The following is a 14504-nucleotide window of genomic DNA, read 5'->3' as shown; positions in this document are numbered from 1 at the left end:
CATTATAAGTCAAATGCTACGCTAGAAGCTTCATTTATATAGAATGGATAGATGAGATTAAATCGATTATTTGTTGCTCTTACCATATAATCTATATCAATATGTACTACACCATTTTCGGGATCTATATCTGTTATCAAAACATTATTCACTTCAATTCTTGGTTCGTATAATAACACAGCACGAGATACGATACCACTTAATTCATTAGCAAATTTCTGATCCAATTCTTCAAACAAAAATTGCGTAAGGTCACACCCAAAATCCGGATGCATTATCCGTTCTTTAAGTGATGTTGATAACAAAATCTGAAGACTTTGTTTGATATCTTCTTCTCCCGACGTGAGTTCGACCTCAGCGCCTCCAACTCCAAAAGCAGGAGGAAATGACCATCCGTTTCCTAAAAATTTATTATTCATAGCTCTTATATTAAATCCACTTTTTTCCCTTTTACTTTTACTTTTCCTTTAGCATTGATATCAAAATCTCCAGCAGCTTCTATTGAAAAATCCTTAGTGCTTATAATTTTAATACCATCTTTGCCCATTAGAATACTATTGCCATGAGCATCTTCTAGTTTGATTGTCTTTTCTTTCTGATTGATCGCTAATAGCTGCTCGTTAGACTGATCTATATCTGCCGTAGAAAGTGTAACTGTTTCTTTTTCCTCATCAAAAAGCAATTGATAGTTAGACTTGGTAAAAACCCCTTTATATGTATTTTTTTTCTTCTCTGTATGTGGTGCTTTGTGGCTATGCATTGCTCCCAATACAACTGCTTGTCTGGGATCATCATTTAAAAAACCAATTACTACGCGATCTCCTTTTTCTGGAGGAAAGAAAATTCCATGATCTACTCCAGCATCTAATGTGGTATACATAGCTAATACTTCGACAGTTTTAGCTTCTTGATCAAAAGCTGGTATGTGCACTTTTATTCGGAATCCGTGTTTCGAATCTTCTACATGTCCAAGCACTGTTCCTACTTGTAATCCATTTATACCCGGTAATAAACCAGCAGCTTTTGTGTCTATAATATCAGATTGTGAACTAAACCAATTGGCATCCATTCCTATTTGTAGGTAGGTATACCATCCTGAACCCATTACAAATCCATGTCGAACTCCAGTAATGATATGTTCTCCATTAAATCGACTGACGTTTTCTATTTTCAGCGTCTGACCTACTTTTATCTTTCCATTACCATTAACCCTAATGGTTCCTTGTACAAGAGCTAGTCTTGATTTTACAAGTTGTGCATCTGACCATGATTGTAATTCTAATGGATCTGTAGGCACAGCATGAACCAAGTTTGTTTCTTTAGCACCAACTGCATCCGACAATTGTGAGGTTTTATAATCAATACTACTTAATATTTGCTCTTTGCCTTTTTTGGGAACACTAAGCGCTAATTGATCCTTTTTCGTATCCAAACCAAATGAATGTACTTTCTCATATTGATGACGACTACTAATTTTTAGATCAAAATGTGCCAGATCTATCCCAAAGGTTAGGGTATGGTCCGTACTACTAATTTGTGGCGTAAAAACAGAAAACTCTCCATTATCAACTTGTACTAATTGCCCATTCGCTTCTGCCCTTGATACTATAAAATCCCAATCCGAAACATAGTACTGCACCATCTGTGGATGTGCTAAAGAAGTATTTTCAATATTCTTAGCTTTTACATCTCTGTAGGTACTGATAATATCTTTTATAAACTTACTATCCGTTTGATTCTGAAACACTTTGTTTTTTCGTAAAGTGGTCATTTTTATAGACGGATCGCAAAGCTCTATCGTAAGTACTGATTGGTATTGTGAGCGTTCGATTTCCTGATTAATCACGATACCTTCAAAAACCTTCGTCTCGTTTGTATTATTTCCTTCGTACCGCAAAAAAATTTCAATTGCAGCGCCTGGTATAAACGCATTACTTTCTAAGGTGGTAAACTTTTGATTTGCTACACAACCATCGGATAACTTAAGTTCTGCCAAAGGTATTTTGTTAAACTCTTTGCTCGTATCTATCGACAATAATTCATACGATCCTAATGGCAGGATCTTGCCGTTACTTTTAATCGTATTTGTTACTACAGTTGATGACATCTTTTATTTTTCTATTGGTGGAAAGTAAATTTCTTGACCTGGTGTAAGGTTTCTAAAATCCATTAGTTTATTTGCACTTGCTACTAATGGATAATACATCGGAGAGCCATATATTTCTTGACACATCAATGGTAATTGATCACCAGCTTTTACCATCCGATAATGTGTAAGATCAGGAGATTGTAAATTCAACTTAGCTAATTGTGCTTTTGGTGTATCATCCCCAATGAAGGATACATTGAGCTCGGCCCGTAAAGGATCTCCATTTCTTTCGAACAATGTATAATTGATATCTAAGCTAGAAAGTCTACAATTAAACTTTAATGTTTTTCCCCAACTAAGAACTAAATAGCGTGGTTCATGAATTTTACCTTTTATTTCTGTAATGTCTTTTCGAAAATTATCTATTCTTTCCGCAACACTTTTTTGGGTTCCTCTTAACAATCTAAGCGCTATCTCTGCTCCATACTGATCTACATCGGTTCCATCAAAAATTAGACTCATACTTACTGTAGACGAACCACTATACATAAACTTAGTACTACTTTCATTTTGCGGATTACTAGCCTTATCGGTAAATTTATTCACAAAACTTCGTCTTACGGATTCGGGATTAAACATCACCTCTAATTCCTTCTTCCCCTCGGTTCTTTCTTCATTATCAAAAGAAAGAATGGTAAGTTTTTGTAGTTTAAAACTTAATTCACTTAATAATGCCATGATCTATCTATGGTTTTTCTTTTTCAATATTTTTAGCACTTGATGCACGCATTCCTGTACCACATCGCATTGCTCTTTTCTGGTATCCAAAGGCGGATTACCTTCATCCGTCTGTGAAGCATCTGATATGATTGCTCGAATGACAATTTCTTTGATCTCTACTGCCATTTTTATAATCTTAAAATTTGAAATCGTGTATATGCCAGCTCCATAGTATCGATAGACACAGTATTTGATTGTGCATCCAAATCAGATACGGACCATTTTACCGGATAGGCTTTTAGAAATAGCCATCCTCCTATTGGAATCCCTTTTTCGTTAAATAATGTGACTAGTACATTAGAAGGATTAAACTTAAAAAATGAAAATGTCGCATTGAATTCAGAAATCAGAGGAGAGCGCATCTGACCGAAACCTGGGAGACTAAAACTATCTAAACCATTGGCTAAACTACTGGCTACAAAACCTCGCTCTAGCACCAAATTGTTATAGTTGATCTTTTTGGGTACGCGATGTGCATGCAGGTTTTGTCCACCTTCATTTATCGTATCCAATTGTACTTCGGTACTGATACCACTAACTTTTTGAAACCTAATATCTATTGGATTAGGAATAACGCCTCCTGATAAAAAAAATACTCCAAATCTATGTGATAGAGAAGGCTCTTTATCTGCAAAATTGATTGCTCTTAAAACATCTAACATATCATTACTCTTTAATTGTATTTTACTCGTAAATCATGAGCTATTAAATCAAGACTCTCTATGGCTACTTCACTGGCGCTAGCGCTAAACGATGGAGCATCTAATTTGAAAGGTAATGCTCGGGAAACCTCCCAAACTACGATGCCCATCCCAGCTTCATCACAAAGCTCTATTCTAATGTCTTTCTTTTCGCCAGACTTAATCCAGTCATATAAATCACTTCTACGTTTTATCAACCCTCTTTTTAAAGAAATATTAATAGGCTTTCTTTGGCCACGGATCAAATGATCACCGACTGCCCAACTAAAACCATGTCGATATAACACATGATCATGGTCAATTTCTAAACCTGAAATCTCAGAGAACGACAAGATTTCAACTCCGTTAATAGTTACCTGATAATTGTACACCGGTAACGGATAAGTTTCGCTAATTTTTTGTTTATCAATTGCCACAATATTTTGGTTTTTTCAATTTATATTGACTTATAATTCTGGTTTTATTTCCTAGAATAGGACTTGCTTAGTTCACTTACCTACTATGCCTCTTCCATGGTCACTCTAAATGCCATTAAATCCATAGATTCTATAGCTACATCATTAGAGCTTGCATCAAAAGAAGGAGCGGTTAATTTGGTTGGAAAAGCATCGATAACTTTCCAGCTCACTACGGTACTACCCTTCTCATCTAAAAGATGAACTACGATATCTCTTTTATCCACCTGATTTAATTGTATATCATTGATCCAATCATAAAAGACAGGGATACTTTTTCCTTTTACCAATCCTTTCTTCATAGATATATTCACGGGTTGAATCTGCCCAGGCATATACATAATATTCGGTCCTACTTTTCCTCCAGTAGCAAAGCTTTCCTTGTATGTTGTTGTTTCGAAGGATAATTCTAAACCCGATACCTCCGAAAAACTTATAGATACTCCATTGATATCTACCCTATAATTATAGGTTACTAAAGGGTAATCTGTCTTTATTTGTTCTTTAGTTAAAGCCATTGTTTTAGTTTTTACTTATTCATTAAATTTTGTATGCTAATTATGCTTCTTGTAGTTTATGAGAGAATTTCAGTATGATAAACTCTGCAGGACGCACAGCTGCCAATCCAATTTCTACAATCATCTTCCCTTCCAAAATATCTTGTTGCGTCATAGTTTTACCCAATCCGATATTTACAAAATATGCTTGTTCTTCGGTAGCTCCGGCCAATCCTCCTTGTTGCCAAACTCCATATAAAAAACTTTCGATCATAGCCTTCATCTTCAACCAAGTCACGGCATCGTTTGATTCAAAAACTGCAAACTGAGATGCTTTCTTGGTAGATTCTTCTATCATATTGAATAATCTTCGTACTGGTACATATCTCCATTCGTTATCATTTCCGGCAAGTGTACGAGCTCCCCAAATCATGGTTCCTTTTCCTACAAAACTTCGGATAGCATTGATGGATTTACCACTTGTAGCATCTACATTTAGCTTTTCCTGATCTTTAGAAGTAATTTTAGAGACAGGGCTGATAACAGCATTTAAACTTACGTTTGCTGGTGCTTTCCATACACCTCTTTCTCTATCTATAGTCGCATATGCCCCAGCTACTGCTGCACTTGGCGGTAATGTGATACGTTGTTTTGATACCTCACTGATAATTCTACTGTATAACTCAGAACGAGACTCCTTAAAAGTTGATAAACTAACAGATGCATTATCACCTCCAGTAGTAATAAGGTCATTGGTTCCTGCAGAAGATTCTACAACAGTAGCTCCATCTAACAAAATAATATCAAAATCACCTTTGTTTGAAAATGTATTCCATTCATTTATAATCTCACTAGCAGGAGTTCCTTCTCCAACATTCATTGTTAATATGGCATCAGAAATACTAAAAGAAGGTATACTTCCTGATCCTTTGTTAATCTTAACTTTTGGTGCATCCTGAGAAGATCCATTATATTCAACTCTAATCGCACCAGCTATTTCTAATTGTAGCGTTTCACTAGCCGAGGAACCTGATACTTCAACGAGGTCTTCTTCGTAACGATAGGTAAGTGATGTTTGTAAATATGGGGTATAAGCAGCGCCATATTTTAGATCATTTGTACCTATTCCATTTCTAAAAGAGGTTCCATCTTCATCATCTTTTTTAATATCGAAAATGCAAAATCTGTCTTTTAAATCCTGACATTGTGCCAAGGCAATTTGACATACTTCATGATAATCGGCAGCATCCAATTTTGTTGCTTCACCAAGCATTATTAAAGTAGGTTCGTCTTCCTTACTTAAAACTTCTAATCCATTTAAGAATGATTCCTTATCGTGATCATCATTATGACTTCCTATGGATATAACATAACAGTCACCGCCACCATTTTTAAAGTATAAATCGATCGCATGATATAAAGTATGTTTTGGAACTTCTACCTCTATGTTTTCTATGGCATCATCATCCGAAATGCTTACCTTAAACGATGCTGATTGTGCACCTCCAAAAGCTTCTTTAAACTCCAATAAAGTAGATACTCTAATGGCTTTGTTTCTGATATCTTTTCCGTTTTTTACCGCTTTTTCCGTATATCCAATAAAAGCTGGTACCGCAGTAGAAACTTCTGCTACAGATTGTGGTAATAAAGGTACTTCCTCAGTGTACACATCTGGTGTTAAAAATCTAGACATATTCTAATAGTTTTACATGTTTATACTAGGCGTTTCTAAAAACCAATAAGATTTTCGAGATCCGCCTTTCTTATTTAATTTTAATTATTTGGATTCCTTGTTGTTCTACTCGAGGATTGGGTAAATGATTGATAAGAACATCTCCGTTTTGAAGTAGTTTTATATTCTTAATGGGTTTGTTACTATAGGGAACCAAATCTTCAGATTCGAAAATCTTAACTTGGGTATTCGGAAAATTTAATTGAATTGAATTTATGATCTGATCTGTAGTGTTTTCATCCACTACCACTTCATTGAAACTAATTTGATTATCTCTAGACTCTAAACTAACATCAATATCCTCAGTATTGGAAACAAAATAGTACTTCCACTTTACCGACTTTGCCCCAAATACAGCTTTAAAGTTTATCGGTTGTTCTAACGAAGTAAGATTAATTTTATGACCTATAATCTGAATACTTCCTAATGCAGGATATCCTGCAAAAATTCCTTCCTTTACTACTTGGCTACTTACTAATTCCTGACTGTTTTCTGGAAGACCTTGATTAGAAAATGAGATCATATGACCTTCATCTATTTCAGAAAAATCTGTAACCTCCCGAGTAACATCAGAAGTGGGATATATATAAAAAGTAAAGTTGTCATCTTTGCTCAAAGGCTGAAAATCGCCATTTTTTTGAGACATTGGAGCTAAAACCTTTACACCTTTTCCTGTTTTCTTTACTACAAATCCAAGGTTGCTTAAATATTTATTGGTTTCATTTTTTGGCACAAGCACTAAGTCCTTAGATTCTAATAAAACAGGGTGCATAACCTCTATGTTAAAAATTTCGTGATATTCCATTTTACACTTTATTTAATTCAATATTGGACTTATTGATAGATATATTTGTTGTTAGAAGCTTAGACTTTTTGATGAATGTTGAGACCCGTATTAGATATTGGTTCTCCTATGAACTCCATACTTTGATCATCGATAAAAGACAATAGACGTACTTTATATAATACCGATGGCAGATAGGATGTGTTTAAAGAATGCCATACTTGATTTTGTTCTTCTAATGGGAGTGATATTAATTCTACGATCAACTTCTCTATATTTTCTTCCGATAATTGAGGAGAATTCAAAGGGTCAAAGATTCTGTTGACCTGAAAAAACTTAATTACATGTGATAAAAATTTAAGTGCTTGATCATATTTATTGAATTTAGATACAAACAAAATCAATAACTCAATTCTGATTTCGGGATTTGCTTGAGTTTTTATACCATTTCTTATCACACCAGCATATTGATCTGCATTTCTAAATTTTCTATCTTCAGAAATATTAATAAGAAAAGGAGTTATTTTATCATTAGTAAAAGAAACGGGATCGTTATTATTCGTGCTTATAAAGTCTATAATATTAGATTCTGTAGTACCCACTACATTCTTAAAATATTCATTGAGTTTATCCTTTAAAACTGTTAATACAACATCGACCATGATTTATGATAAGTTTATTGATTTTTGATGTTTCAAAAGTAGTTGAAGAAGAGTATCCACTTGTAGAAAAAACACGACAAATCTGCGGAGATTTCCGACATTATATTAAGGGGAAACGGATAAACTATATAACTTTTCCGACGCCACAAAAGGAGTTATCTTGCTAATTTGTATACAATACTCATAGGCATACATAATATCAAGTAATCTTATTAAAAGCATTAAAAAACGAACACTTATTTTTAGATGTGTTTTAAGAAGACAGCAAATAAAAAACTTTACATTTCTCTGAAGCTTTACTGCGTACCAGGAACAGGATGAACTGCCTCCACTACGTTTCGTCGTTGAACCTAGGTAGAGAGAGGGCTTTACAAAAAACCAGATTTGATACTCAAATTATTCTTTTTATGGATTTCAATTCCGGAAGTAAACTTTAGAATTGCATCCATAAAAAAAACCAGATACTAAAGTATCTGGTTTGTTGTAGCGGGAACAGGACTCGAACCTGTGACCTTCGGGTTATGAGCCCGACGAGCTGCCTACTGCTCTATCCCGCGATATAAGATAAGAACTTACTTGTCTTTAAAACTTTGAGTTATGAGCTCAACAAACTTTTATCTTTCCTTGCGGACGGCAAATATACAACCTTTTTTAGCTTTACAAAGGATAATTAACAAAAACTAACATTTTTTTTATCCCAAATTTTCTTATGCCTTGATTTTAAATCATATACTCTAATTAAAAATAATAGTATTCATTAAAATCAATATCTTTTTTGTCAAATTATCTAAAATTCTAGCTAAAATTGAGATATACTTAAAACTACTCCTCTCTTTATAGTTTTATTAGCTGAAATCTATCGTAACTCGTAAATTTACCTCCTTTTTAACATTTTAATAAGAAGATGCTAAATACATCATCTATATAGTAGTAAAGATCATAAAAATGAATAAGACATTATTTGACAAAGTGTGGGATTCACACGTAGTAAGAAACATTGAGAATGGACCTGATGTGTTTTTTATTGATCGCCATTTCATTCACGAAGTGACTAGTCCTGTTGCTTTTCTAGGTCTAAAAAGTAGAAAGAATACTGTTTTATATCCAGAACGCACTTTTGCAACCGCAGATCATAATACGCCAACTATAAATCAACACTTGCCTGTAGAAGATCCTTTATCCGCAAATCAACTAAAAGCCTTAGAAGAAAATGCAGCAGCTTGGGGTATTTCTCACTGGGGATTAGGGCATCAAAAAAATGGTATCGTTCACGTAGTAGGACCAGAAAATGGAATAACATTACCAGGAGCAACTATTGTTTGTGGCGATTCTCATACATCTACGCACGGTGCTTTTGGTGCTATTGCTTTTGGTATTGGAACATCAGAAGTAGAGATGGTATTATCTACACAGTGTATTATGCAACCTAAGCCAAAGAAAATGAGAATCAATGTTAATGGAGAACTTGGTTTTGGGGTAACGCCAAAAGATGTTGCACTATATATTATTTCTCAATTAACAACCTCTGGTGCTACCGGTTACTTTGTAGAGTATGCTGGTGATGTTTTTAGTAATATGACAATGGAAGGTCGTATGACTGTATGTAATCTCAGTATAGAAATGGGAGCACGAGGAGGAATGATTGCTCCAGATCAAAAAACATTCGACTACATTAAAGGAAGACCATTAACTCCAAAAGGAGAAGCTTGGGATACTGCTATGGAATATTGGCAAACCCTAAAAACAGAAGAAGATGCAGTTTTTGACAAAGAACTTACTTTTAATGGAGTCGATATTGAGCCTATGATTACCTACGGTACTAATCCAGGAATGGGTATTGGTATTACCAATACTATACCAGATGCAGAAACTATAGAAGGTGGTGTTGCTACCTATAAAAAATCTTTAGGATATATGGATTTTAACGAAGGAGATGCTATGATAGGTAAGTCTGTGGATTATGTTTTTTTAGGAAGTTGTACTAATGGTAGAATTGAAGATTTTAGAGCTTTCGCCTCTATTGTAAAAGGCAAAAAGAAAGCAGAAAATATTACTGCATGGTTGGTTCCTGGATCTCATGAAGTAGAAGGACTTATTAAAGAAGAAGGATTGTTAGACATCATCACCAAAGCAGGATTTACATTGAGAGAGCCTGGATGTTCTGCATGTTTAGCAATGAATGCAGATAAAATTCCAGCAGGAAAGTTAGCAGTTAGTACATCTAACAGAAATTTTGAAGGAAGACAAGGACCTGGTTCGAGAACTTTACTCGCAAGTCCTCTGGTTGCAGCCGCAACAGCTGTTACCGGAGTAGTAACAGATCCAAGAACACTTTTAGCATAATTATTATAAAGAATAAAAAAATGGCTTACGATAAATTTAATATAGTAACCTCTACTGCTGTACCGTTACCAATTGAAAATGTAGATACTGATCAGATAATTCCGGCTCGTTTTCTTAAAGCCACAGAACGTAAAGGCTTTGGAGATAATCTATTTAGAGATTGGAGATATAACAACGATAATACACCAAAAGAAGAGTTCATACTAAATAACCCTACATATAGCGGTAAAATACTTGTTGGAGGTAAAAATTTTGGATCGGGATCTTCCCGTGAACACGCCGCCTGGGCTGTATATGATTATGGGTTCAGGTGTGTAGTATCAAGTTTTTTTGCAGATATTTTTAGAGGTAACTGCCTTAATATTGGTGTTTTACCTGTACAGGTAAGTCCAGAATTTTTAGAAAAAATATTTAAAGCTATTGAAACAAATCCTAATACTGAGATTGAAGTAAATCTACCTCAACAAACCATTACAATCAAAGCTACTGGGGAATCAGAATCTTTTGATATTAATAGCTATAAAAAGGATAATATGCTCAATGGGTATGACGATATTGATTATCTAACCAAAATGAAGTCGGAAATTCAAGAATTCGCAACAGCCCGACCTTTCTAACTATATAATTTTTTGGGCGTTCAAGCGGGCTATCATTTCAATTCCTCGCACTTCGTTCCTCAGGCTGTGGGATTTTCATTACTATCCCTAACGCAAAAACAAATCGTATGAGTAAACGATCAATAGAAATCATGGACACTACGCTCCGAGATGGTGAACAAACCTCTGGGATCTCATTTTCTGCTTCAGAAAAACTAACAATAGCTCGGCTTTTAATCGAAGAATTAGGTGTAGATCGTATTGAAGTAGCATCCGCTAGAGTATCCGAAGGTGAATTCGAAGCAGTTAAGAATATTATTGATTGGGCAAATGAGAATGGGTATATTAACCAGATAGAAATATTAACCTTTGTAGATGGTGGTAAATCTATACAATGGATGAAAGATACTGGGGCTAAAGTTCAGAATCTTCTTACCAAAGGATCACTAAACCACTTAACATACCAATTAAAAAAAACTCCTGAACAACATTTTGGAGATATTACAAAGGCTTTTGAACAAGCAACACAAGAGGGAATTATTACAAATGTTTATTTGGAAGATTGGAGTAATGGTATGCGTAACTCTTCTGAATATGTATACCAGTTTCTGGATTTCCTATCTACACAGCCTGTAAAAAGAGTTTTACTCCCTGATACATTAGGAGTCCTTATTCCCTCCGAGGCGTATGCATATTTATCTTCTTTAAGAAATAGATATCCTCATATACATTTTGATTTTCACGCTCATAATGATTATGATCTTGGCGTTGCGAACGCTATTGAAGGAGTTAAGGCTGGTGTAAATGGTTTACATCTTACCATGAATGGTATGGGAGAGCGAGCAGGAAATGCTCCTTTAGCAAGTGTAGTTGCTGTAATTAATGACTACCTTCCAGAAATTCGTATTAACGTAAAAGAATCCGCTCTCTACAAAGTAAGTAAACTGGTAGAAACCTTTTCTGGATTTAAAATCCCTGCTAATAAACCTGTAGTTGGAGATAATGTATTTACACAAACAGCAGGAATCCATGCTGATGGAGATAACAAGCATAATCTATATTTTAATGATCTGATGCCTGAGCGTTTTGGACGAAAACGTAAATATGCATTGGGTAAAACCTCAGGAAAAGCTAACATTGAAAAAAACCTTCAAGAATTAGGGTTAAAGCTTAGTGCCGAAGATATCAAAAAAGTTACTCAGAAGATCATTAAGTTAGGTGATAAAAAGGAAGTGGTAACTCAAGAAGATCTACCATATATCATTTCGGATGTATTGGATAGTAAACTCTATCAAGACAAAGTAAAAATCAAATCTTATGTCTTAAACCATGCAAAAGGGTTAAAACCTTCTGCAACACTTGCTATTAAAATGGATGATGAGGTTCTTGAAGAACATGCTCAAGGTGATGGTCAGTATGATGCATTTATAAATGCCTTAGAAAAAGTATATACTCAAAAAAAGAAGAGTTTACCAAAATTAATTGACTATGCCGTTCGGATCCCACCAGGAAGTAATTCTGATGCGCTTTGTGAAACTGTGATCACCTGGAAAACTGAAACAAAAGAATTCGTGACCAGGGGACTAGATTCTGATCAAACTGTTTCTGCCATTAAAGCAACAGAAAAAATGCTAAATATTATTGAATTATAATAAAATAGAACTGAGAATATAAATATATGGAATTAAACATAGCACTACTAGCTGGTGATGGGATTGGTCCCGAAGTTATCGATCAAGCTGTAAAGGTTTGCGATGCAGTTGCGAAAAAATATAACCACCAAATAAATTGGACATCGGCATTAACTGGTGCCGCTGCTATTGACGCGGTTGGAGAACCGTATCCCGATGAAACTCACGAAATTTGTGTTAACGCAGATGCTGTACTGTTTGGAGCTATTGGTCACCCTAGATTTGATAATGATCCTTCTGCAAAAGTGCGTCCGGAGCAAGGGTTACTGAAAATGCGCCAAAAATTAGGTTTATTTGCTAATGTAAGACCAACTTTTACATTCCCTTCTCTAATTGATAAATCTCCTTTAAAACAAGAAAGAATTGAGGGAACCGATCTAGTTTTTCTTCGCGAATTAACTAGCGGTATTTATTTTGGAAAAAGAGGTAGAGAGGATAATGGAGATACTGCTTATGATACGTGTACTTATACTAGAGAAGAAGTAAAACGTTTAGCCAAAAAAGGATTTGAAATGGCTATGACACGTGGTAAAAAACTATGCTGTGTAGATAAAGCCAATGTGCTTGAATCTTCTCGTTTATGGAGAGAAACAGTACAAGCTATGGAAAAAGAATATCCAGAAGTTGAGGTTAGTTATGAATTTGTAGATGCTGTAGCCATGCGATTGGTGCAGTGGCCGAATTCTTATGATGTATTAATCACGGAAAATTTATTTGGAGATATTCTTACCGATGAAGCTTCTGTTATATCTGGATCAATGGGATTAATGCCTTCTGCCTCTCTAGGAGAGAAAACTGCTCTATTTGAACCTATCCATGGTTCATATCCCCAAGCAGCAGGCAAAGACATTGCCAATCCGCTGGCAACAGTATTATCTGCAGCTATGATGTTTGAAACAGCTTTTGGACTTAATGAAGAAGCTCAATCTATCCGAGATGTAGTCGACAAATCATTAAATGAAGGAGTGGTTACCGAAGATTTAGCTGGAGATCAAAAAGCATATAAGACAAGTGAAGTTGGAGATTGGCTTACTCAAAACATATAAAATTAAAATAAAGGAAAATCTAACAGCTTCTTCAAACTGATGGATTTTCCTTTTCTACAATTATTTATGAAATAAAGCTATTTACTATCCTTTTCTTACCTAAATCTGATACTAAATAAAAACTTCTAATAGTTCACAATAATTGGATGTTACCTTCACTTGATCTACCATTGCGGGCAACAATACTGTTTCTCCTTGTTTTACAGTTTCGGTATGATTGTTTACTGTTATTCTACCTTCTCCCTTAGTACACATATATACCACGAATGAATCTAATTCTGTGTAATTCTTTTCAAATTTCCCAGAGACTGTCGTAAAATTAGTTGTAAAATAAGGGCACTCTGCGATATTAGATGTACTATTCTTTAATTTTTGATACGTTTTCTTAAAATCTCTTTTCCCATTAAATTTAATTGCATCTAACGCTTCTGCAGTATGCAGTTTTCTAGTATTTCCATTTGCATCCTTTCTATTCCAATCGTATAACCTATAGGTAATATCGGAGGTTTGCTGTATTTCTGCTAACATTACTCCTGCTCCTATTGCGTGTACTTTTCCTGCATCGATAAAAAATGAGTCACCAGGCTTTACTTTTTCATAATGTAAGATACTCTCTAAACTATTATTATTTAGATGTTTTATATATTCTCTTTTTGAGATTTTTTCTTCAAAACCTACAATGAGATTGGCATTATTGTCAGCTTGCATTATGTACCACATTTCTGTCTTCCCAAATGAATCGTGTCTTCTTTTTGCCATTTCATCATCTGGATGTACCTGAATTGAAAGATCTCTATCCGCATCTATAAATTTTATCAATAATGGAAATTTCTTTCCAAAAGTTTCATAATTTTTTTTACCTAATAAAGAACACTGATAATAATTAATCAATTCTCTTAAAGTAGTGCCCTTAGCAAGACCATTAGATATAACAGATACATCCTTATTTACATCCGAAATTTCCCAACTCTCTCCAACATTACTTTTAGTAGTCTTTTTACATAAAACATTTTTCAATTTATTCCCGCCCCATATTTTCTCTTTCAATATTGGTTCAAATTTAATAGGATAGTTAATCATAGTTCTAGGGTTTAGGTTATAAGATTTAGGGTAACTTTTAATCACCTC

Annotated in this window: 15 protein-coding genes and 1 tRNA gene; 4 read left to right on the top strand and 12 right to left on the bottom strand. The window is 34.7% G+C overall.

Going from position 1 to position 14504, the window contains the following annotated elements:
- Positions 1 to 2 precede the first annotated feature (2 nt).
- From BMY33_RS14665 to BMY33_RS14620, 11 genes are all read right to left on the bottom strand, one after another.
- Positions 3 to 419, bottom strand: coding sequence for a GPW/gp25 family protein (locus BMY33_RS14665; RefSeq protein WP_091409957.1), 417 nt, complete (start codon positions 417 to 419; stop codon positions 3 to 5).
- Between the two features lie 5 nt (positions 420 to 424).
- Positions 425 to 2107: a type VI secretion system tip protein VgrG gene (gene vgrG, locus BMY33_RS14660; RefSeq protein ID WP_091409955.1), complete on the bottom strand. Its 1683-nt coding sequence runs from the start codon at positions 2105 to 2107 to the stop codon at positions 425 to 427.
- Between the two features lie 3 nt (positions 2108 to 2110).
- Positions 2111 to 2827: a CIS tube protein gene (locus tag BMY33_RS14655; RefSeq protein ID WP_091409952.1), complete on the bottom strand. Its 717-nt coding sequence runs from the start codon at positions 2825 to 2827 to the stop codon at positions 2111 to 2113.
- Between the two features lie 3 nt (positions 2828 to 2830).
- The gene (locus BMY33_RS23490; RefSeq protein ID WP_170837085.1) at positions 2831 to 2995 is read right to left on the bottom strand and encodes a DUF5908 family protein; all 165 of its coding nucleotides are present in this window, start codon (positions 2993 to 2995) and stop codon (positions 2831 to 2833) included.
- 2 nt (positions 2996 to 2997) lie between these two features.
- The gene (locus BMY33_RS14650) at positions 2998 to 3531 is read right to left on the bottom strand and encodes a phage tail protein (RefSeq protein ID WP_091409950.1); all 534 of its coding nucleotides are present in this window, start codon (positions 3529 to 3531) and stop codon (positions 2998 to 3000) included.
- Positions 3532 to 3542: 11 nt separating this feature from the next.
- On the bottom strand, positions 3543 to 3986 hold the full coding sequence (locus BMY33_RS14645) for a phage tail protein (protein WP_280139536.1): 444 nt from the start codon (positions 3984 to 3986) through the stop codon (positions 3543 to 3545).
- Between the two features lie 83 nt (positions 3987 to 4069).
- The gene (locus BMY33_RS14640) at positions 4070 to 4543 is read right to left on the bottom strand and encodes a phage tail protein (protein WP_091409945.1); all 474 of its coding nucleotides are present in this window, start codon (positions 4541 to 4543) and stop codon (positions 4070 to 4072) included.
- Between the two features lie 40 nt (positions 4544 to 4583).
- Entirely contained in the window at positions 4584 to 6215 is a 1632-nt protein-coding gene (locus BMY33_RS14635; protein ID WP_091409943.1) for a phage tail sheath family protein, read from the bottom strand.
- Between the two features lie 70 nt (positions 6216 to 6285).
- Positions 6286 to 7059 carry a hypothetical protein gene (locus BMY33_RS14630; RefSeq protein ID WP_091409940.1) on the bottom strand — a complete coding sequence of 258 codons (774 nt, stop codon included), beginning with the start codon at positions 7057 to 7059 and terminating at the stop codon, positions 6286 to 6288.
- 59 nt (positions 7060 to 7118) lie between these two features.
- Positions 7119 to 7700, bottom strand: a complete 582-nt coding sequence (locus BMY33_RS14625) for a Pvc16 family protein (RefSeq protein ID WP_091409937.1) — start codon at positions 7698 to 7700, stop codon at positions 7119 to 7121.
- A gap of 484 nt (positions 7701 to 8184) precedes the next feature.
- Positions 8185 to 8257, bottom strand: a tRNA-Met gene (locus tag BMY33_RS14620).
- A gap of 388 nt (positions 8258 to 8645) precedes the next feature.
- On the opposite strand from BMY33_RS14620, the gene leuC reads away from it, so the two are divergent.
- The 4 genes from leuC (at position 8646) to leuB (ending at position 13376) form a co-directional block, all read left to right on the top strand.
- Positions 8646 to 10043, top strand: coding sequence for a 3-isopropylmalate dehydratase large subunit (leuC, locus tag BMY33_RS14615; protein ID WP_091409935.1), 1398 nt, complete (start codon positions 8646 to 8648; stop codon positions 10041 to 10043).
- A gap of 20 nt (positions 10044 to 10063) precedes the next feature.
- The gene (leuD, locus tag BMY33_RS14610; RefSeq protein ID WP_091409933.1) at positions 10064 to 10660 is read left to right on the top strand and encodes a 3-isopropylmalate dehydratase small subunit; all 597 of its coding nucleotides are present in this window, start codon (positions 10064 to 10066) and stop codon (positions 10658 to 10660) included.
- Positions 10661 to 10767: 107 nt separating this feature from the next.
- Positions 10768 to 12291 carry an alpha-isopropylmalate synthase regulatory domain-containing protein gene (locus BMY33_RS14605; RefSeq protein ID WP_091409930.1) on the top strand — a complete coding sequence of 508 codons (1524 nt, stop codon included), beginning with the start codon at positions 10768 to 10770 and terminating at the stop codon, positions 12289 to 12291.
- Positions 12292 to 12317: 26 nt separating this feature from the next.
- A complete protein-coding gene (leuB, locus tag BMY33_RS14600) occupies positions 12318 to 13376 on the top strand; it encodes a 3-isopropylmalate dehydrogenase (RefSeq protein ID WP_091409927.1) in 1059 nt (352 codons plus the stop codon).
- Between the two features lie 111 nt (positions 13377 to 13487).
- Here leuB and BMY33_RS14595 read toward each other — a convergent pair whose 3' ends face one another.
- Positions 13488 to 14456, bottom strand: a complete 969-nt coding sequence (locus BMY33_RS14595) for a type I phosphomannose isomerase catalytic subunit (RefSeq protein ID WP_091409924.1) — start codon at positions 14454 to 14456, stop codon at positions 13488 to 13490.
- Positions 14457 to 14504 lie beyond the last annotated feature (48 nt).

Origin of the sequence: Aquimarina amphilecti, from assembly GCF_900109375.1 — a bacterium.
Lineage (GTDB): Bacteria > Bacteroidota > Bacteroidia > Flavobacteriales > Flavobacteriaceae > Aquimarina > Aquimarina amphilecti.
Note: the sequence above shows the minus strand (reverse complement) of the source record. Positions and strands in the feature narration are given on the sequence as shown.

What these genes read in the sequence shown, in the direction of transcription:
- BMY33_RS14665 (WP_091409957.1), bottom strand. Translation starts at nt 419, where the DNA reads ATGAATAATAAATTTTTAGGAAACGGATGGTCATTTCCTCCTGCTTTT.
- vgrG (WP_091409955.1), bottom strand. Translation starts at nt 2,107, where the DNA reads ATGTCATCAACTGTAGTAACAAATACGATTAAAAGTAACGGCAAGATC.
- BMY33_RS14655 (WP_091409952.1), bottom strand. Translation starts at nt 2,827, where the DNA reads ATGGCATTATTAAGTGAATTAAGTTTTAAACTACAAAAACTTACCATT.
- BMY33_RS23490 (WP_170837085.1), bottom strand. Translation starts at nt 2,995, where the DNA reads ATGGCAGTAGAGATCAAAGAAATTGTCATTCGAGCAATCATATCAGAT.
- BMY33_RS14650 (WP_091409950.1), bottom strand. Translation starts at nt 3,531, where the DNA reads ATGTTAGATGTTTTAAGAGCAATCAATTTTGCAGATAAAGAGCCTTCT.
- BMY33_RS14640 (WP_091409945.1), bottom strand. Translation starts at nt 4,543, where the DNA reads ATGGCTTTAACTAAAGAACAAATAAAGACAGATTACCCTTTAGTAACC.
- BMY33_RS14635 (WP_091409943.1), bottom strand. Translation starts at nt 6,215, where the DNA reads ATGTCTAGATTTTTAACACCAGATGTGTACACTGAGGAAGTACCTTTA.
- BMY33_RS14630 (WP_091409940.1), bottom strand. Translation starts at nt 7,059, where the DNA reads ATGGAATATCACGAAATTTTTAACATAGAGGTTATGCACCCTGTTTTA.
- BMY33_RS14625 (WP_091409937.1), bottom strand. Translation starts at nt 7,700, where the DNA reads ATGGTCGATGTTGTATTAACAGTTTTAAAGGATAAACTCAATGAATAT.
- leuC (WP_091409935.1), top strand. Translation starts at nt 8,646, where the DNA reads ATGAATAAGACATTATTTGACAAAGTGTGGGATTCACACGTAGTAAGA.
- leuD (WP_091409933.1), top strand. Translation starts at nt 10,064, where the DNA reads ATGGCTTACGATAAATTTAATATAGTAACCTCTACTGCTGTACCGTTA.
- BMY33_RS14605 (WP_091409930.1), top strand. Translation starts at nt 10,768, where the DNA reads ATGAGTAAACGATCAATAGAAATCATGGACACTACGCTCCGAGATGGT.
- leuB (WP_091409927.1), top strand. Translation starts at nt 12,318, where the DNA reads ATGGAATTAAACATAGCACTACTAGCTGGTGATGGGATTGGTCCCGAA.
- BMY33_RS14595 (WP_091409924.1), bottom strand. Translation starts at nt 14,456, where the DNA reads ATGATTAACTATCCTATTAAATTTGAACCAATATTGAAAGAGAAAATA.